Source organism: Pseudomonas sp. AF32 (assembly GCF_022342325.2).
In the GTDB taxonomy this organism is placed as follows: Bacteria; Pseudomonadota; Gammaproteobacteria; order Pseudomonadales; family Pseudomonadaceae; genus Aquipseudomonas; species Aquipseudomonas uvaldensis.
Genome location: NZ_RQJK02000018.1, coordinates 113,849 through 130,864, shown reverse-complemented (window position 1 = coordinate 130,864; position 17,016 = coordinate 113,849). Strand labels below are relative to the sequence as shown.

17 protein-coding genes are annotated in these 17,016 nt (G+C 60.8%); 2 read left to right on the top strand and 15 right to left on the bottom strand.

Annotation, left to right across the window (positions count from 1 at the left end; translation table 11 throughout):
* Nucleotides 1–3: 3 nt before the first annotated feature.
* The 3 genes from EGM97_RS17905 to EGM97_RS17895 all read right to left on the bottom strand — a co-directional run bounded on the left by EGM97_RS17905 (nt 4) and on the right by EGM97_RS17895 (nt 2,383).
* The gene (locus EGM97_RS17905; protein ID WP_238965278.1) at nt 4–441 is read right to left on the bottom strand and encodes a DUF3995 domain-containing protein; all 438 of its coding nucleotides are present in this window, start codon (nt 439–441) and stop codon (nt 4–6) included.
* 292 nt (nt 442–733) lie between these two features.
* Entirely contained in the window at nt 734–1,744 is a 1,011-nt protein-coding gene (locus EGM97_RS17900) for an ABC transporter substrate-binding protein (RefSeq protein WP_238965279.1), read from the bottom strand.
* Between the two features lie 189 nt (nt 1,745–1,933).
* Nucleotides 1,934–2,383 (bottom strand): hypothetical protein, encoded by a 450-nt coding sequence (locus EGM97_RS17895; RefSeq protein WP_238965280.1) that lies wholly within the window; start codon nt 2,381–2,383, stop codon nt 1,934–1,936.
* A 428-nt stretch (nt 2,384–2,811) separates the two neighbouring features.
* On the opposite strand from EGM97_RS17895, the gene EGM97_RS17890 reads away from it, so the two are divergent.
* Nucleotides 2,812–3,048: a hypothetical protein gene (locus EGM97_RS17890; RefSeq protein ID WP_238965281.1), complete on the top strand. Its 237-nt coding sequence runs from the start codon at nt 2,812–2,814 to the stop codon at nt 3,046–3,048.
* Nucleotides 3,049–3,147: 99 nt separating this feature from the next.
* Nucleotides 3,148–3,384 (top strand): DUF2789 family protein, encoded by a 237-nt coding sequence (locus EGM97_RS17885; RefSeq protein ID WP_053157280.1) that lies wholly within the window; start codon nt 3,148–3,150, stop codon nt 3,382–3,384.
* Between the two features lie 160 nt (nt 3,385–3,544).
* Here the strand turns inward: EGM97_RS17885 and EGM97_RS17880 are convergent, their stop codons facing one another.
* The 12 genes from EGM97_RS17880 to iolE all read right to left on the bottom strand — a co-directional run bounded on the left by EGM97_RS17880 (nt 3,545) and on the right by iolE (nt 16,971).
* Nucleotides 3,545–4,768 (bottom strand): methyl-accepting chemotaxis protein, encoded by a 1,224-nt coding sequence (locus tag EGM97_RS17880; RefSeq protein ID WP_477788829.1) that lies wholly within the window; start codon nt 4,766–4,768, stop codon nt 3,545–3,547.
* Between the two features lie 564 nt (nt 4,769–5,332).
* Nucleotides 5,333–5,737: a TraR/DksA family transcriptional regulator gene (locus EGM97_RS17875; protein ID WP_024780047.1), complete on the bottom strand. Its 405-nt coding sequence runs from the start codon at nt 5,735–5,737 to the stop codon at nt 5,333–5,335.
* 341 nt (nt 5,738–6,078) lie between these two features.
* A complete protein-coding gene (locus tag EGM97_RS17870; protein ID WP_238965283.1) occupies nt 6,079–7,101 on the bottom strand; it encodes an ABC transporter permease in 1,023 nt (340 codons plus the stop codon).
* 149 nt (nt 7,102–7,250) lie between these two features.
* On the bottom strand, nt 7,251–8,804 hold the full coding sequence (locus EGM97_RS17865) for a sugar ABC transporter ATP-binding protein (RefSeq protein WP_238965284.1): 1,554 nt from the start codon (nt 8,802–8,804) through the stop codon (nt 7,251–7,253).
* 78 nt (nt 8,805–8,882) lie between these two features.
* Nucleotides 8,883–9,809, bottom strand: a complete 927-nt coding sequence (locus EGM97_RS17860) for a sugar ABC transporter substrate-binding protein (protein ID WP_238965285.1) — start codon at nt 9,807–9,809, stop codon at nt 8,883–8,885.
* Nucleotides 9,810–9,861: 52 nt separating this feature from the next.
* Nucleotides 9,862–10,005: a hypothetical protein gene (locus tag EGM97_RS17855; RefSeq protein ID WP_172679662.1), complete on the bottom strand. Its 144-nt coding sequence runs from the start codon at nt 10,003–10,005 to the stop codon at nt 9,862–9,864.
* A gap of 138 nt (nt 10,006–10,143) precedes the next feature.
* Nucleotides 10,144–11,196, bottom strand: coding sequence for a Gfo/Idh/MocA family protein (locus tag EGM97_RS17850; RefSeq protein WP_238965286.1), 1,053 nt, complete (start codon nt 11,194–11,196; stop codon nt 10,144–10,146).
* Between the two features lie 156 nt (nt 11,197–11,352).
* Entirely contained in the window at nt 11,353–12,363 is a 1,011-nt protein-coding gene (gene iolG / locus EGM97_RS17845; protein ID WP_238965287.1) for a bifunctional inositol 2-dehydrogenase/D-chiro-inositol 1-dehydrogenase, read from the bottom strand.
* Nucleotides 12,364–12,400: 37 nt separating this feature from the next.
* Entirely contained in the window at nt 12,401–14,332 is a 1,932-nt protein-coding gene (gene iolD, locus EGM97_RS17840) for a 3D-(3,5/4)-trihydroxycyclohexane-1,2-dione acylhydrolase (decyclizing) (RefSeq protein WP_238965288.1), read from the bottom strand.
* Between the two features lie 77 nt (nt 14,333–14,409).
* Nucleotides 14,410–15,231 carry a TIM barrel protein gene (locus tag EGM97_RS17835; RefSeq protein WP_238965289.1) on the bottom strand — a complete coding sequence of 274 codons (822 nt, stop codon included), beginning with the start codon at nt 15,229–15,231 and terminating at the stop codon, nt 14,410–14,412.
* A gap of 40 nt (nt 15,232–15,271) precedes the next feature.
* Nucleotides 15,272–16,081: a 5-deoxy-glucuronate isomerase gene (gene iolB, locus EGM97_RS17830; protein WP_238965290.1), complete on the bottom strand. Its 810-nt coding sequence runs from the start codon at nt 16,079–16,081 to the stop codon at nt 15,272–15,274.
* On the bottom strand, nt 16,078–16,971 hold the full coding sequence (gene iolE / locus EGM97_RS17825) for a myo-inosose-2 dehydratase (RefSeq protein ID WP_238965291.1): 894 nt from the start codon (nt 16,969–16,971) through the stop codon (nt 16,078–16,080). The genes iolB and iolE overlap by 4 nt, the downstream gene beginning before the upstream one ends.
* Between the last annotated feature and the right edge of the window lie 45 nt (nt 16,972–17,016).

The window sequence follows — 17,016 nt, the reverse complement described above, 5'->3', positions numbered from 1 at the left end:
CTTTCAGGCCCAGGCGACCGCCAGCAATCCCGCCCCGAGCACGACACACAACGGCGAATAAACCCAGGTGTCGAGCTTGGCAAACGTCGAGTCCTTGAACTCCTTGAAAAAGCCCACAAGGTTCGACTCGCCGATGGCCCGGGCGAACATCAGCAAGGCAATCGCACTGATCACCCATTGCAAGGCCCGATGGGTGACCGGCGGCGCCAGCAGGCCGACCCGCAGGCATACCAGAGCGGCAATCAACAACAGCCCCAGGGCCACCAACAAGGTCAACCAGCCCGACGGATCGAACGCCGGACGCAGCGCGTCGCCCTGTCGCACCGGAACCTGGGGTACCACTGCCAGGACGGCCCATCGCCCGCCCAAGGCCCAATACAAATGAATCAAGCTGATGGCCGCGAACATCGCGACCAGCGACCGAGCCAATAACAGCGTCATTCGCCAGCCTCCTGGAAAGGTTGAACATTCATCCTAGGCTATGTACGAAATCGCTTGAAACTTGGTTATGCGGCGTTAAAAACCGGCTCGGAATGCTCATTGACAACCAGTCAAGTCGAGCGCGACCCCGGCCGTTCCTCGCCGGTTTTTGCCTTGCCTAACCTGCGTTTCAAACAATTTCGTACACAGCCTAGCTCGAATTTGGTATTTCGCTGGACCGGCGCAGATTGCCAGCTTCCAGCGAAACACTCATTGCCCAGGATCAAGAGTTCAACCGATGGCGGACGAGCGCCTATAGCTGCGCAGACACCTTGTCCGCCACGTCCTTGGGCAGCCACGCCTGCCAGACCTCAGGATGGGCCTTGAGGAAGGCCTCGGCGGCTTCGCGCGGTGGCGTACGCTTTTCGCTCATGTCGGCCAGGGCCTTGTTCAACGGATCGATGGGCAAATCGACCTTGCTGAAGAATTCGGCGATGTCCGGGTACTGCTTCTGGAACGGCGCCGATACGCCGATGGACAGTTTCGAGGCCAGTGACCGGGTCGGTTTCGGATTGGGGTTGTCGGCGTCGGTCAGGGTTTTCCACGCTTCGGCATCGAATGGCGGTTCCTGCAATTGCACCAGCTTGAAGCGCCCTAGCAGCGGCGTGGGCGACCAGTAATAGAACAGGATCGGTTTGCCCCGGCGGATCGACGAGGTGATTTCCGCATCCAGCGCGGCCCCCGAGCCGCTGCGGAAGTTCACGTAGCTGTCCGTCAGGCCATACGCCTTGAGCTTCTGCTTGTTGACCACCTCGGACGTCCAGCCAATGGGGCTGTTGAGAAAACGCCCCTTGTCGGGACTCTCCGGATCCTTGAACACGTGCTTGTAACGCGCCAGGTCGCTGACGCTGCGCAAGTCCGGCGCCAGGGGCTTGATCCCCTTGGCCGGGTCGCCCTTGATCACGTACTCCGGCACCCACCAGCCTTCGGTGGCGCCCTTGACCGTGTCACCCAGGGCAATCACCTTGCCCTCGGCTTCGGCCTTGACCCACACCGGACTGCGTCCGGCCCACTCTTCACCGATGACCTGGATATCGTTATTGGCCAGGGCGGTTTCCAGGGTGATGGTGGTGCCTGGCAATGTATCGGTTTTCAGGCCATAACCCTTTTCGACGATGACCCGCAGGATATCGGTAATCAGGCTGCCGCTTTCCCAGTTCAGGTCGGCGAAATGGATCGGCGCCGAAGCGGCCGCTGCCGGAAGTGGCGAAACCAACACCGCGAAGGTGGCCCAGGCAGCCAGCCACTGTCGAACTCGTTTCATGTGTTGTACCTCGTGCCAGACACAGCCATAGCTGAATGGCCCTGCGTAATTGAACGCGAGCCTGCGAATAATTCAGTCAACTGACTGTAGCCGAGGTTCCAGCGAGTTCTGGTGAAAACTGTTGCCAGGTTTGGGGATTCTGAACGTGCGCGGCCTACTTCCTACATTTTTTCACGGGGCTTGCATCGATCATTCGCTGGCCTTGAACGTCACGAGTTCGCCCTTGCGCCACTTCGCGGCTTTAGCGGTAACGGCCTTCAGGGTCTTGGTGATGCCTTCCTGAAGTTGTTCGTTCGCCGCGAATACGGTGACCACGCTATGGCCTTCCTTGAACAGGATCGCCTCGCCACCCGACGTCGTTACAAACGCGTAATCCCCAAGGCCATAGGCCGTCAGTTTGATCTCGCGAAACCTGATTTCGAACTTGCCACCCTCGCGACTTGGCAATACCGCCGCACGAAAGTGGTCACCGACCTTGAGCTCGAGTCTGGGCTTGTCATCGACCACCAGCGCCGACTCGGTATCGATTTCGGCGACATAAATACCTTCGGCGGTCTGCTCGGTGATGTAGACGAAACGTGACTGAAAGAGCTTGACCAGCTTTGCCCGAAGGTCACCCAGTACAAATAACGCATGCATGTCGAGATTACTTACTGCCAAGGAAACATCCCCATCTTTTGAAATAAGGTCCGCTCTGCACGATGGACGGACAACGAGAATCCGTGCCGACTGTATCGTCGCAATGAACCTGTAACTGAAATTCGAAGTGAACGGCGTGCCCTGTCCCAGGCGAGAGAAGACTAAAGGATTGTCGCTCTCGCCGTCTTTCCCGGGAGTCGTCAGGTGCTGAAGGAAATCGCCACTCTGAACGCCGGAAAAGGTCGGACTACTAACTTTAGGGAAATTTCACACTTAAAAAAGCATTTTTCTGACATCGAGCCTGAAAAAAATTGCTTTAGATAGGCACAACCGTCCATACGGTGCTACCGATTCTAGAGCACCCGTACGCACGGAGACTACTCAAAACCCCCGGCAATTCGTCGGTAAGCCATAGAAAAGGAATTCACATGGACACCTTCACACCCTTGATCAAACCCGCCACGCCTTGCATCGTCGATACCCACGAGCCACTAGGCGGGGTCGAATGCCTCAAGATTGCCCTGTTCCAACCGCGTTATCGGGTCGTCCTGGCCGGCAAGTGTTTTTTCCATATTGAAGAAACGTCGACTGGCCGTGTAAGAGGTTTCCGCGCGGATCATAACGAAGCCTGTTACCTCGCCAGGCACCTGGAACACAGCGCTTGAACATCGGCTTGCAAACAATAGAACTCTTGGCGTGCGCTTGCCTCAGATAAAGGAACGCAACCGAAGCGCCATGACGGCGCATGCCCCAAGGAGAATCCCATGGAACAGCCTTCCCACGAACTCAAGACTCTGTTCGACCAATTGGGCCTGCCCTCGGACGGCAAAGCCATCGACGACTTCATCATGGCGCATCCGCTGGCGCCGGAGACCAAACTGGTGGAGGCCGACTTCTGGTCGGATCAGCAGAAAGACCTGCTCCGCGAATGGCTACTCGCCGATGGTGAGGAGGCCGTGCTGGTGGATCAGTTGAATGTGCGGCTGCACGACGGTAAATAGTCCGGATTGGCTGCCGAGGCTGCCCTATTGGACTCGGGCTTGCTCCGGGCGGGGATCTGCCGATGGCGGTGGGTCAGCTTGCTGCCGTGTTGTTTGACCCCACGCTATCGCGAGCAGGCTCGTTCCCACAGAGTGGTGGCGAGCACACTTCCATTGAAATTCAGCGCGGTTTCTCGGGCTTGTAACCCAGTCGCAGCCCGCCCCAATGGCGCCCCTTGATCATGATCGGTACGGACAAGTCGTGCATCAGCTCGCCGGTGTCACGGGTGTAGGTCTGCAGTAACACGGGCTGCTGGTGGCTGCCACACCGTATGCCGGTGCGGTCGGAAAACTTGCGCTTGGTGCGGTTGTTCAGCGTATCCACCTGGGGATCGCCGGTCAGCGGCTGGCTGAAAATCTTGTTGTGCGTCGGCACGTAGCCCTGTTGGGTGCAGGCGATGGCAAACACCAGGCCTTCGTGCCGTGCGAGCAACGGCTCCTGGATGGCCGGCAGGACCTGATCGGTATAACGGTCGAAACGGGTCTGGTACTTGGCCGGCTGGGTGTTGGGAATGGGCTGGTAATGACGGTCGAACAGGTCGTCCAGGCTGATGCGGCCCTGGTCGATGTCCGCCTCGAATTGTACGGCGATCTGGTTGGCCCCTTCCTTTGCCAGGTCGTAGACCCGCTGGTGATAATCATCGAGCCCCACTTCGGCCAGACGTTCGCTGATGGTTTCGGCCTGGCCTTCCATCTGCACCGCCGCCTCGGCCAGGCGCTGGGTTTGCTGGTCGCTGACGCTAAGGTCGCTGCGCATCTGCTCGATGGCATGGAACAGGCTGTCGAGTTGTTCGCGATTGGTGTCGGTGCCCTGGGCGATGGCGCCGACCTGATTCTCGACGCCGGCGGCGAGCCGGGCGATGTTTTCCAGGTGCTGCCCGGTGTGCTCGACCTGCTGGACGCCACTGTCCAGGTCACCGGCCAATTGACGGATCTGCTCGACCACCTGGGCGGTGCGTTGCTGGATATCCGCGACCATGACCCCGACTTCCCCAGTCGCCGCGGCGGTGCGACCGGCAAGGCCACGCACCTCATCGGCCACCACCGCGAACCCTCGGCCATGCTCGCCGGCCCGCGCGGCCTCGATGGCGGCGTTCAACGCCAGCAGGTTGGTCTGGCTGGCGATGGACTGGATCACCAGGGTAACCCGCTGGATCTCATCGCTGCGCACGCTCAACGCCTCGATAAGCTCGCGGCTGTCGTTTGCACGCTGACTGAGCTGGTGCATGCGGCTGATGGACTCCACCAACTCGCTACGACCGGCCACGCTGCTGCGATGGGCCTCGCTGGCGGCGCCCAGGGCCTGTTGACTGAGTTGCGAGGTGGCCTGCTCGGTGGCGATCATCGCCTCGGCGTTGCTGACAATTTGGGCGGCAGCATCGAGCTGCGACTGGACCCTGCCGGCCAGTTGTTTGACCGAATAGGCGACACCGGCTGCCGACAAGGCGTTGTGGCTGGTGGTATAGGAGAGATCACGAGTCAACCTGGCCAGGGCGTCGGCGTCAGCCACCGCTTCAGGCGCGGTAGCCAGACGCGAGCGCAGGCGCGGTAACCAGATGATCAGCATCACCAACGGCAGGGCCAGGTACAGCGACCACCCGCCCAGCGCCATGCCGCACAGCAGCAGGGTCAACGCCAGACTCTGCAAGGTCGGCGTCAGCCAGCGCGCCGTACGTTGTGTCTCAGGCACCGAGGCAGGCACCGCACCCGCCAGAGATCCGTCTGTCGCCATGTTCGTCACCCACACTTCTCGTTGTTATGCCCGCATTAAACGCCACTACAGAGCCATTATCCATGGTCCATTAGTCGTGTTTTTTGCAGCAGATCAACGTTAGCCGGGAGAGAAAACACAAAAAGATCGCAGTCTTGGGCAGCGGTTGCCCAAGGTTGCGATCTTTTTGCCGGAAAATCAGGCCTGACGCTGGTGCTTGTCGATCTGCTCGTGGCGCTCCTGGGCCTCGATGCAGTACTTGGTGGTCGGGCTGATCAGCAGGCGCTTGAGGCCGATCGGCTCGCCGCTATCGTCGCACCAGCCGAAGCTTTCGTCGTTGATGCGATCCAGGGCCTGCTCCAGCTGGGGCAGCATGCGCTGGTCACGGTCGATAGCGTTGACCAGCCAGGTACGCTCTTCTTCTACGGATGCAGCGTCCGCGGGGTCAGCCGGGGAGTCCAGGCTTTCAATGGCGATTCGGTTCTGTTCGATGCGCTCGTGGGTTTCGACTTTCATGTTCTGCAACAGCTTGGTGAAGAAAGCCAGCTGCTCGGCGTTCATGTAGTCATCCGCCGGCATGGCCAGCAACTTTTCCTTTGTCATTGATTTCTCTATAAAAAACGTGCATTAAGGCGAATTATGGAGCGTCCCGCGACTTTTCATGCAAAGCCTAAGCTGCCACGCTCATCGGGAAAGGCGCCGTTTATTGCAGCGCCACCCGGCACTCAATTTACGAGGGGCGGCAGTCTAAGGCCGAGTGGAGGCCTCAGCAACTGAAAACATAGGGAAAATGTCCGACAACCCCTTCAAAAATCGTCTGACAGACGTCTGGCGATCATCGGAGTGCGTTTATAACAAGAAATTCGGTGCCGTGGCTGTATTAAGAAGACAAATGGCAACGCCACGCCGGTCAGGCGTGGCGCTTTGTCGCAACCCTTCGGGGATCAGCGCTTGAGTTTGCGCTTGTTGCGGTACTGGTCGATCACCACCGCCACGACAATGATCAGCCCCTTGATGATGTCCTGGATATAGGCATCGACACCGACGAAGGTGAAGCCGCTGGCCATGACGCCCAGAATCAGCGCCCCGATCACCGTACCGGTGATACGCCCCACCCCACCCGCCAGGCTGGTGCCGCCGATGACCGCCGCGGCAATCGCATCCAGCTCATAGGACATGCCCATGCCAGCCTGTCCGGTGGCGGCCCGAGCCGAGGCGACCACACCGGCCAGCCCCGCCAGCAGCCCGGCAATGCTGTAGACGATCACCAGGTGACGCTTGACGTTGATCCCCGAAGTCCGCGCCGCCTGCATGTTGCCGCCGATGGCGTAAGTGTATTTACCGTACTTGGTGTAGCGCAGGGCAATGTGAAAGATCACCGCCACCACCAGAAAGATGATCACCGGCATGGCGCCATGGCCGATGGCGGTGTAGGAATCCGACAGCATGCTCACCGGTTGGCCTTCGGTGTAGTAACGCGCCAACCCGCGGGCCGAAACCATCATGCCAAGGGTGGCGATAAAAGGTGGAATGCCGGTGATCGCGATGATGCTGCCGTTGATTGCGCCAGCCAATAATCCCACGCCCAATCCCGCCACCACCGGAATCCAGGCCGGCAGATCGGTCAGGGAAGGAAACACTGCCCGGGCAAAGTCCGACGTCTGGGCGAGACTGGCGGCGATCATCGCCGACAACGCCAGCACGGAGCCGGACGACAGATCGATACCCGTGGTGATAATGACCTGGGTCACGCCAATGGCCAGCAGGCCGATGATCGACACTTGCAGAATCATCAGTACCAGGCGCTGGGAATTCATAAGAAAGCTCTGGTCGCGCATGATCCAGCCAAACAGTTCGAACACCAGGCCGATGCCGATCAGCACCAGGAAGATGCTCAGCTCCGTCGGCCACCGCCGGCGCGCCCTGGCCGGTGCCGCCGCAGGTTTGTTTTCCAGTATCGCGTTCATAGCCATGCACCTTTTTCTGTTCTTTGGCGAGGGGGGTTGCTCCTTGCCGGGATGTGTAGCGATCCTGGGACTGAGCCGCTTCGCGGCCCAGCGGGGATAAATCCCCTCGCCACATGTTGCTCGACTTTATTCAGTTGAACGGACGGATATCAGGCCAGGCCCGAGGCCAGTTGCATGACCCGCTCCTGGGTCGCTTCGTCACGGCCGAGGATGCCCATCTGATCACCTTCGTGCATGACCAGCACCCGATCACTCATGCCCAGCACTTCGGGCAGTTCCGAAGAAATCATGATGACCGCCATGCCCTCGCTGGCGAGGTAGGCAATGAGTCGGTAGATTTCGGCCTTGGCGCCGACATCGATGCCGCGGGTCGGCTCATCGAGGATCAGAATGCGTGGGTTGGTCATCAGCCAGCGGGCCAGCAGCGCCTTCTGCTGGTTGCCGCCGGAGAGGGTATCGATGCATTGCTCCAGCGAGGGCGTCTTGACCCTCAACTTTTTGCACATGTCCTCGCACAGGGCGCGCAAGGCCCTCTGTTGGATGAAGCCGTTGCCGACGTAATGAGGCAACACCGCCATTTCCATGTTCTCCAGCACCGACAGGCAGGGGAACAGGCCGCTGAGCTTGCGGTCCTCGGTCAACAACGCGAACCCTTTCTCGATAGCCATGTGCGGGTCAGTAATGCGCACCGGTTGGCCGTCGAGCAGCATTTCGCCAGCGGTCGCGGGGGTCACGCCGAAGATCGCCTCGGCCACGTTGGTCCGGCCCGACCCCATCAACCCGGCGATTCCCAGGATTTCACCGGCGTGCAAATCGAAGGATACGTCCTTGAAAACACCTTCCAGGCTCAGGTCGCGCACCGACAACACACGTTCGCCGATGGGTTTTTCCCGCTCCGGAAACAGTTGGCTCAGTTCACGCCCGACCATCATCGAGATCAGGCTATCGCCGTCCATGCTGTCGGCCCGTTGCAGGCCGATGTAGGCGCCATCGCGGAACACCGCCACCTCATCGGCGATGGCGAATACCTCGTTCATCTTGTGAGTGATGTAGATGATGCCCTTACCCTGGGCCTTGAGGTCGGCAATGATCGAGAACAGATGGGCGACTTCCGTTTCGGTGATGGCAGAGGTCGGTTCGTCCATGATCAGAATGTCGGAGTCGTAGGACACGGCCTTGGCAATTTCCACCATCTGCCGCTCGGCAATGCTCAGATTGCCCACTTGTTCCTCGGGGTCGAGGTTGATGCGCAGGCGCTCCAGCAGCCTGGCAGTGCAGCGATGCATTTCCCTGTGATCGATCATGTGCAGGCCATTGAGCTGCTCGCGGCCGATCCAGATGTTCTCGGCGATGCTCATGTGGGGCATGAGATTCAGCTCCTGGTGGATCATCGCGATGCCGGCCTGCAACGCGGCCAGGGGCGTGTCGAACGACACCGGCTTACCCCGCAGGCGCAACTCGCCGGCATCCGGCTGGTAGATACCGGCGATGATCTTCATCAGGGTGGATTTGCCCGCGCCGTTTTCCCCCATCAAGGCCAGCACGGAGCCGGGACGTACCCGCAATTGCACATCGGACAGGGCCACCACGCCGGGGAAGCCTTTGCTGACATTCACAACTTCCAACAGATAAGGCTCATCGGCTGATGCGTACGGTAGGACTATCGGTGCCGGGGCGCTCGAAGCAGTCGCTGAAGCGAACATGATCAGGTACTCCCTCGGCAAGATCGGCGTGGCGACCTTGCCTGCTGATTATTGTGATTGGGCCTGGGGTCGTGGACGTTACTTGAACTGGTCGACATTCTCCGGCGTGATCAGCCGATACGGCACCCAGACGGCCTGCTCGACCGGCTGCTTCTTGACCATTTTCACCGCGGTATCGATCGAGCCATCGGCCTGGCCCTTGGCGTCCTGAAACACCGAGACGGTCATTTCGCCTTTCTTGATCGCACTCAAGCCGTCCGGTGTACCGTCGACTCCGGCGATCAATACACTGCCCTTCTTGGTGCCCGCTTGTTTGAGGGCCATGGCCGCACCAATCGCCATCTCATCGTTGTTGGCGACCACGGCCTGGAACTCACGTCCCTGGGTCAGCCAGTCGTTGACCAGGGTCATGCCCTTATCCCGCAACCAGGTGCCGGTCTGCTGCTCCTGAATCTTGATGCCAGGATACTTCTCCAGCACCTCCTTGACGCCCTTGGTGCGGTTGGTGGTGGAGTTATTAGCCAGGTCGCCCAGCAGAATCACGATGTCGCCCTTGCCGCCCATCTTGTCGGCCAGGTATTGCATCTGCATCCGGCCGGCCTCCAGGTCATCGGAGGCAACGGTCACCACGCCTGCGGGCAGTTTCAGGTCATCTGGCCGGCGATTGACGTAGACCAGCGGAATACCGGCGGCCACGGCAGCCTTGGTAATGCGCGCGGTGGCGGCGGTGTCCACCGGGTTGACGATGATAGCGTCGACCTTCTGGCTGACGAAGCTTTCCACCTGGCTCAGTTGCTTGACCACGTCGCTGCGGGCATCCTCGAATTGCAGCGTGACACCTTCCGGCATGGATTTGGCCTTCTTGTCCATGGATTCGCGCAGGTAGGTCAGCCAGGTGTCATCGAACTGGGACATGCTGACGCCGATCTTGAGGTCCGCCAGGGCTGCGCCGCTGGCAAGCATCAACGACAGGGCCAGCGAGGCGATACGGGTCTTGGTCTTCATGAACGGTCTTTCTCCACATTCTTTTTGGTTTTTATGGATAAGGCGTGGCGGATCAGGAACGGGGCAAGCACACGATGGGCGCGCCGGGCATGCAACACACCACGGCGCCCTTGCGCTGGATGCACAGGGACTCGAACAGAGGAAGGATTGCGGACAGGCGGAACAACTGAAAGGTAAAACGGCTGAAGGTTTTCATCGACGGTACCTGCTGTGTTTCTTGTTTTTGTTTAATTCCTTACCGTTGATGCAAGCTGGCACGGGAAGGAAAAGGATGTCGGTAACCTGGAAATGACTCTATTGGAAAATTTTTTCCATATCAACTTGTTTTAGAATTTTATTCGTTTTTCATTCCATGACCGACCGGTGCGGACAACACCACCACCTGGCCCTGTTCGGCGCTCTGCCGGGCGGCGTCGAGGATTCGGGTGGTCGCCAAAGCATCACGAGCCTCGACTGGCAGCGGGCCGCCCCCCTGCAACGCGCTTTGCAGGCGACGGTAGAACTCGATCCAGCAACCCCGCTCCGACGCCACTCGCTCACGCTCGGTGCCATGTTCGAACCAGCCCCAACGCCGATGTTCCTCAGCGCCCCAGCGCTCCCCTTCCGTCGCCGGGCTCAACCCGGCCAACGCCAGGGCTTCCTGCCCGTCGAGGCCTTCGACGGTATAGCAGCCCTCGCTGCCGCTGACCCGGAATCGCGGGCGCGGTGCGTTCTGCACGCAGCTGCCGCTCAAGTGGGACACCACACCGCTGACGTGGACCAATGACATGAATAAGCCGTTGTCGAACACCTGGCCGGGTTCCCGGTAGTCCAGCTCGCCGTAAACCCGCACTACCGGTCCGAACAGTTGCAGCGCCTGGTCCACCAAATGGCTGCCCAGATCGCGGAGAAATCCGCCACCGCTGCCTTTACCCACCGACGCGGGCGAATAGCGCTCGACGCTGGACTCGAATCGACTGATCTGTCCCAACACCCCGGAATCCAGAAGCTTGCGCACGGTCAGGAAGTCCGAGTCCCAGCGGCGATTCTGGTACACGCTCAACGGAACATTGTTCCGCTCGGCTGCCACGACGAGGGCTTGGGCTTGCAGGGCATCGGCGGCGAACGGCTTGTCGCTGACCACCGCGACGCCACGTTCGATGGCCTCCATCACCACAGCCGGACGCCCGTCCAATGGGGTGGACACCACCACCGAATCGACGCCGGCCGCCACCAATTGTTCCAATGTGTCAAACGCCTTCGCGCCCGGGTGCTCCGTCGCCAATTGCCGGCGCCGCTCGGCTGACCGGGTCACCACGCCCACGAACGTCGCCCCCGGCAAACTGCTGATCAGCGGCGCATGAAAAAACCGCCCGCCCTTGCCGTAGCCCACTAGCCCGATTCGCATGCAAGCTCCTTATCACTCACTGAATGAACACACCCCCTGTGGCAGCGAGCCTGCTCGCGACAGCGGCGGTTCAGTCGACATCTATGGTGACTGTCAGTCCGCCATCGCGAGCAGGCTCGCTCCCACAATTTGACGGCGTCCACTTAGGGCATTGGATCAGCCATAGAACCGCGGGCGTTCGGGCAGTTCGATTTTCACGATCTGTCCACTCTGCTGTGCTTCGATACAAGCATCGGCCGCCACCGCCGCGGCAAAGCCATCCCAGGCCGACGGACCGCCTACCTGACCGGCGCGCACGCCGTCGATGAAGGCCTGCAACTCGACGTCATAGGCCGCGATGAACCGGTCTTTCCAGTCCATCAGGATGGCGTTGGACAGCTTGGCGCCGCTGCGCAGTTGGACCTGGGAAGGTTCCGGCAGCTTGGCGATGCCGGTCTCCCCCACCACTTCGCATTGGATGTCATAGCCGTACTGGCAGTTGACGAACACCTCGACGTCGATGCGCGTGCCCCTGATGGTTTCCAGCAGGACGATCTGCGGGTCCCGCAAATGAGCCAGGGCCTTGCTGCTCTTGCGCGGGAACACCACTTGTACCGACACGTAGTCATCGGCCAGCAGCCAACGCAACACGTCCAGTTCATGGATCAAGGTGTCGGTGATCGCCATGTCGGTCTTGTAGTTCTCTCCCACGCGAGGGTTGCGGTGGGCACAATGCAGCATCAACGGTTCGCCGATCTGGCCGCTGTCGATCACCGACTTGAGCGCCCGATAGCCTTCATCGTACGGGCGCATGAAGCCGACCTGCACCAGCCGCTTGCCGTGAGCCACCTCAGCCTCGACGATCCGGCGGCAGCCTTCGGCCGTGACCGCCAGGGGTTTTTCACAGAACACCGGTTTGCCGGCGGCGATCGCCGCCAGCACGAACTCCTCGTGGCTCGGCCCCCAGGACGTGACCAGAATCGCCTCCACCTCCGGCGCCTTGATCAAGGCGTGGCCGTCGGGATACACCTCGGCCGTCAGGTTCAGATCGGCCACCACCTTCGCCGCCTGAGCAAGGTTGATATCGGTCACTGCAACCACCTGGCTGTGAAGCAATGCCTGGCTGCAACGACGGATATGGTCCTGGCCGATGGCCCCGGTGCCGATGACGCCCAGCTTCAAAGACATGTGCAACTCCTTGTTCGTGTTGTTTGGGTGGGGGCAATCAATACTGACGGGCCTGTGCCAGTCGTTCGTTGAGGGTTTTCGCGGCGGCATCGGTGCGGGCGCTGGTGGAGACTTGTGCCACGCCGACCCGCCACCACGACAGGTAGCCGTGGATCATGGTCTTGGGCAGCACCTTGATGTCGATCAGGGTCGAGACCGTTTGCAGGCGCGCATCGGCCAGGGCCGCGTACAGTTCTTCCAGATTTTTCACCTTGTAGGTCTTGCACCCGTAGGCCGCCGCGCTCATGGCGAAATCCACCGGTACGAAGGCGCCATCAAGCTTGCCGCTGTCCGGGTTGCGGAAGCGGAACTCGGTGCCGAAGCTGTCCATGCCGTTGCCCATCTGCAGGTTGTTGATGCAGCCGAACGTCATGTTATCCAGCAGCACCACATTGATCTTGCGTCGCTCCTGGATCGAGGTCGCCAGCTCCGAGTGCAACATCATGTAGGAGCCGTCGCCCACCAACGCATAGACCTCTTTGTCGGGCTCGGCGAGCTTCACGCCCAACGCTGCGTTCACCTCATAACCCATGCACGAATAACCGTACTCCAGGTGATAGGTGTTCACGCCCTTGCTGCGCCAGCTGCGTTGCAAGTCGCCGGGCAAGCTACCGGCGGCGGCGACGATGATCGCATCATCGGCCAGGACTTCATTGAGGGTGCCCAGTACGCGGCTCTGGGTCAGGCAGGAGCCGGTGAGCTCGATGAACTCACGAAACACCGCCGGGTCCATGCCGTCGTTGATTTCCGGAACGAAATCCTGGAGTTGATAATCCGCCTGGAAGACCCGATCCACCTCGGCGTCCAATTGCGCCTTGGCATCGGCGATCCGCCCGCCCCATTCGGCACGGTAGTCGCCCAGCGCGGCAGCCAGCGCCTCCAGGCCCGCTCGGGCATCGGCCAGCAGTTGCACGCCGTCCAGTTTCAGGGCATCGCATGGGCTGATATTCAGATTGAGGAACTGCACATCCGGATGCTGGAACAGCCACTTGGAACCGGTAGTGAAATCGCTGTAACGGGTACCGATACCAATGATCAGATCCGCTTCCTTGGCCAGCTGGTTCGCCGCCAGGCAACCGGTTTCACCGACGCCGCCCACGTTCAGCGGATGGCTGGACACCACCGCGCTCTTGCCGGCCTGGGTTTCGGCGAACGGAATGTCGAAGCGCTCGGCGAAGGCTTGCAGCGCAGCATTGGCACCGGAGTAGCGCACGCCGCCGCCACAGATGATCAACGGTTTACGCTTGCCCTTGAGCAACGCCAGGGCATCACCGAGCATCGCTTCGGTGGCCGGACGTCGGTCGATGCGATGCACGCGTTTTTGCAGGAAGTAATCCGGGTAATCGTACGCTTCGGCTTGCACATCCTGGGGCAGTGCCAGGGTCACCGCGCCGGTTTCGGCCGGATCGGTGAGCACGCGCATGGCATGGATCGCGGCAGTCATCAGTTGCTCGGGACGGTTGATGCGGTCCCAGTATTTGCTCACCGCCTTGAATGCGTCGTTGGTGCTGATGCTCAGGTCATGGAATTGCTCGATCTGTTGCAGCACCGGGTCCGGCTGGCGGCTGGCGTAGACATCGCCGGGCAACAGCAGCAAGGGGATGCGATTGGCCGTCGCGGTGGCCGCGGCGGTCAGCATGTTCGCCGCGCCAGGGCCGACCGATGAAGTACAGGCGTAAATCTTGCGGCGCAGGTGCTGCTTGGCGAAACCGATGGCCGCATGGGCCATGCCCTGCTCGTTGCGGCCCTGATGCACCACCAGGTCGCCGCTGTCCTGCTCCAGCGCCTGTCCCAGGCCCAGCACATTGCCGTGGCCGAAAATGGTAAAGACGCCGGCGATGAACTTGCTCTGGACCCCATCGACCTCGACGTACTGGTTATCGAGGAATTTCACCAGGGCCTGGGCCATGGTCAGTCGTGTTGTGGACATGCGTGCACCTTGTCTGGAATGCAAATCTGGCTGCTGGCTAAATCCCACAGGGCTGTTCCCTCATCTTGATAGTGACGTCATGCCTGCAGGTTCTGCAGGTGACTCATACTCGCCCCCAGCGCTTGGCGAATATCGGCCAGTTCATGAACGCTCTCGGCGAACGGTTCAAAGGATAAGTAGCCTTCATACCCACCGGCCCGCAACGCCTCGATCTGCCGGGCATTACCCAGGATGTCGCCCTCGCCCACCAGCACCCGATGGCCGTCGCGAATCGTTGCCAGGGGCGCCTGGGCATCTTCGACGCCGGAGATATGCACCAGCCCGGTCAATTCGGGAAAGAGCTCCCGCTCGCCCGCCAAATGATGGTGGAAGGAGTCATGCACCAGGCGGAACACATCCAGCCCGCCGATCGCCTCGATGGCGTCCACCGCCGTGCGCTTGAGCCGTAGCGAGCACTCCTCGAAACCCAGGGGCTCGATGAAACCATAGACACCAAAGGCCCGCAGAATAGGCGCCAGTTCACTGAGCGCCATGCGCAGCCCCGCCGCACGCTCGGCCTCGCTGCGGGGATCGGCACGATCGTTGAGCGGACACATCACCACGCCCTCGGCACCGCACTCGCGGGCATAGTCGGCGAGCCTCACGGCCTGGGTCCGACGGTCCTCATTCCACACATCGAAGGGGTACAGGGCGTTGATCGACAACACCTTGATGCCCCGGGACTCGCACAGTTCGCGCACGCGAGCAGGCGGCATGCCGTTCTCGATCTCCACGCCTTTGAGGTCGTTGCGGATTTCGATGCCATCGGTTTTCAAGGCCAGGGCCAGGTCGATGAAATCGGGCAGTGACAAGCGTGGGGCAACCATTCGGTTCAGGGCAAAACGCAGGGGCTTGTTCATTGTTATTCCTCCGGCATCGTTGCAACAGGCTATGGGCCATTCAGAGGTCCAGCAGCCAACTGTGCTGCGGGTCGTTATGGAACTGCCACACCCGCCTCGGTCCGGCCATAACGTTCAGGTAATAGGATTCGTACCCGTAGGGCACGCTGACCGGGTGATAGCCCTTGGGAACCACCACCAGATCGTTGTTCTCCACGGCCATGGCCTGGTCAATGCTGCGGTCGTCGGTATAGACCCGCTGGAACACGAAACCCTGGGACGGGTTGACCTGGTGGTAATAGGTTTCTTCCAGGAAGCTCTGGTGCGGCAGGTCGTCGGTGTCGTGTTTGTGGGGCGGATAGCTTGAGGAGTGGCCCGACGGGGTGCGCACCTCCACGACCAGCAGCGAATGGGCGGGCTCGCTGTCCGGCAAAATATCGCAGATGTATCGGGTGTTGGCGCCCTTGCCCCGCACGCTGCGCTTCATGCTGTCCGGGCGGATCAGCCGCGGGCCGTATTCGTTTTCACTGGAGCCCGGTGCCGCGCACACGGCCAGTTGCACGTCGCTCAAGGCGGTTATCTGGGCCTGGCTGCCGGGCGGCAGGTAAGCGGCGTACGGCGATTTGTCCTCGAACACCGACTGGCGATCGCCAAGGTTGTCCCAATCGAAAGCCCCCTGCCCCGGCGCCTCCCCCTTGAGGTGGATGCGACCGCTGAGCAGCACCAGGCACAGCTCCTTGTTACCGGCCGCCACGGGCAGGGTTTCACCGAGACTCAGGCGGTAGGCGCAAAACCCGATGTATTCCAGCTCTCCACGGGGCAGCTCGACCAGGGTCCGACCGCTGGATTGACTCTTGATCAACAGGCTCATGCCATCGTCCTCTCTTGCAGCAAGGCACGCAGGGTGTCGTAGCCTTTCTTGGCGTAGACATAGCTCGGTGCGACGGCAGGATCCTGTTCGGCCTCCACCACCAGCCAGCCCTGATAATCAGCGGCCAGCAGGACGTCCAGCAACGCGGCGAAGTCGATATCGCCATCCCCTGGCACGGTGAAGGTGCCGTTGATGATGCAGTCCGGGAAACTCCATAGATTGTTGCGCGCCAGTTGCACCACCGGTTTGCGCACGTCCTTGAAGTGCACATGACAGACCCGCTCGATGTGCTTGCGCAACACCTGCAAGGGCTCGCCGCCGCCCATGTAGCAGTGGCCCGAATCGAACAGCAGGCCGACTTCGCTACCGGTCAGGGCCATGAGTTTGTCGATGTCCGAGGGCGATTCCACATAGGCGCCCATGTGGTGGTGATACGCCAGGCGCACACCTCGGGACAGCGTGAAGCGCGCCAGTTCGGTCAATTTGTCGGCATAGGCCTGCCAGGCGTCGTCGGTGTGGAACCGCGGCCGCTCGACCAAAGGAATCCGCTGGCCCTGGATGGAATCGGCGACCTCGCCGTACACCAGCACGGTCGCGCCGTTCTGCGCCAGCAACTCGACATGGCTGGCGATGGCATCGATTTCCTCAGCCGCCGAGCGCCGGGCCAGGCGACTGGAATACCAACCGGAAACGAGGGCAAGGTCGTAGGGCCGCAGCACATCGCCGACCCCCTTGGCGTCCTTGGGAAACTTGCCGTTGAGTTCGAAACCTTCATAGCCGATGGCCTTGCCTTCGCTCAGCGCCGTGCTCAGGGGCGTCTCGCCACCCAACGATGGCAAGTCGTCGTTGCTCCAGGAAATCGGGTTGATGCCAATTCGAATAGCGGGCATGGCTGCACCTTTTATTGTTTTTACAGATCAGTAAAACGACGCTGA

Excerpts from the sequence above, each read along its gene's own strand:
- EGM97_RS17860 (WP_238965285.1), bottom strand. The coding sequence starts at position 9,809 with ATGAAGACCAAGACCCGTATCGCCTCGCTGGCCCTGTCGTTGATGCTT.
- EGM97_RS17870 (WP_238965283.1), bottom strand. The coding sequence starts at position 7,101 with ATGAACGCGATACTGGAAAACAAACCTGCGGCGGCACCGGCCAGGGCG.
- EGM97_RS17895 (WP_238965280.1), bottom strand. The coding sequence starts at position 2,383 with ATGCATGCGTTATTTGTACTGGGTGACCTTCGGGCAAAGCTGGTCAAG.
- EGM97_RS17890 (WP_238965281.1), top strand. The coding sequence starts at position 2,812 with ATGGACACCTTCACACCCTTGATCAAACCCGCCACGCCTTGCATCGTC.
- EGM97_RS17880 (WP_477788829.1), bottom strand. The coding sequence starts at position 4,768 with ATGATCGCCACCGAGCAGGCCACCTCGCAACTCAGTCAACAGGCCCTG.
- iolE (WP_238965291.1), bottom strand. The coding sequence starts at position 16,971 with ATGCCCGCTATTCGAATTGGCATCAACCCGATTTCCTGGAGCAACGAC.
- EGM97_RS17855 (WP_172679662.1), bottom strand. The coding sequence starts at position 10,005 with ATGAAAACCTTCAGCCGTTTTACCTTTCAGTTGTTCCGCCTGTCCGCA.
- EGM97_RS17865 (WP_238965284.1), bottom strand. The coding sequence starts at position 8,804 with ATGTTCGCTTCAGCGACTGCTTCGAGCGCCCCGGCACCGATAGTCCTA.
- EGM97_RS17905 (WP_238965278.1), bottom strand. The coding sequence starts at position 441 with ATGACGCTGTTATTGGCTCGGTCGCTGGTCGCGATGTTCGCGGCCATC.
- iolD (WP_238965288.1), bottom strand. The coding sequence starts at position 14,332 with ATGTCCACAACACGACTGACCATGGCCCAGGCCCTGGTGAAATTCCTC.
- EGM97_RS17885 (WP_053157280.1), top strand. The coding sequence starts at position 3,148 with ATGGAACAGCCTTCCCACGAACTCAAGACTCTGTTCGACCAATTGGGC.
- iolG (WP_238965287.1), bottom strand. The coding sequence starts at position 12,363 with ATGTCTTTGAAGCTGGGCGTCATCGGCACCGGGGCCATCGGCCAGGAC.
- EGM97_RS17835 (WP_238965289.1), bottom strand. The coding sequence starts at position 15,231 with ATGAACAAGCCCCTGCGTTTTGCCCTGAACCGAATGGTTGCCCCACGC.
- EGM97_RS17850 (WP_238965286.1), bottom strand. The coding sequence starts at position 11,196 with ATGCGAATCGGGCTAGTGGGCTACGGCAAGGGCGGGCGGTTTTTTCAT.
- iolB (WP_238965290.1), bottom strand. The coding sequence starts at position 16,081 with ATGAGCCTGTTGATCAAGAGTCAATCCAGCGGTCGGACCCTGGTCGAG.
- EGM97_RS17900 (WP_238965279.1), bottom strand. The coding sequence starts at position 1,744 with ATGAAACGAGTTCGACAGTGGCTGGCTGCCTGGGCCACCTTCGCGGTG.
- EGM97_RS17875 (WP_024780047.1), bottom strand. The coding sequence starts at position 5,737 with ATGACAAAGGAAAAGTTGCTGGCCATGCCGGCGGATGACTACATGAAC.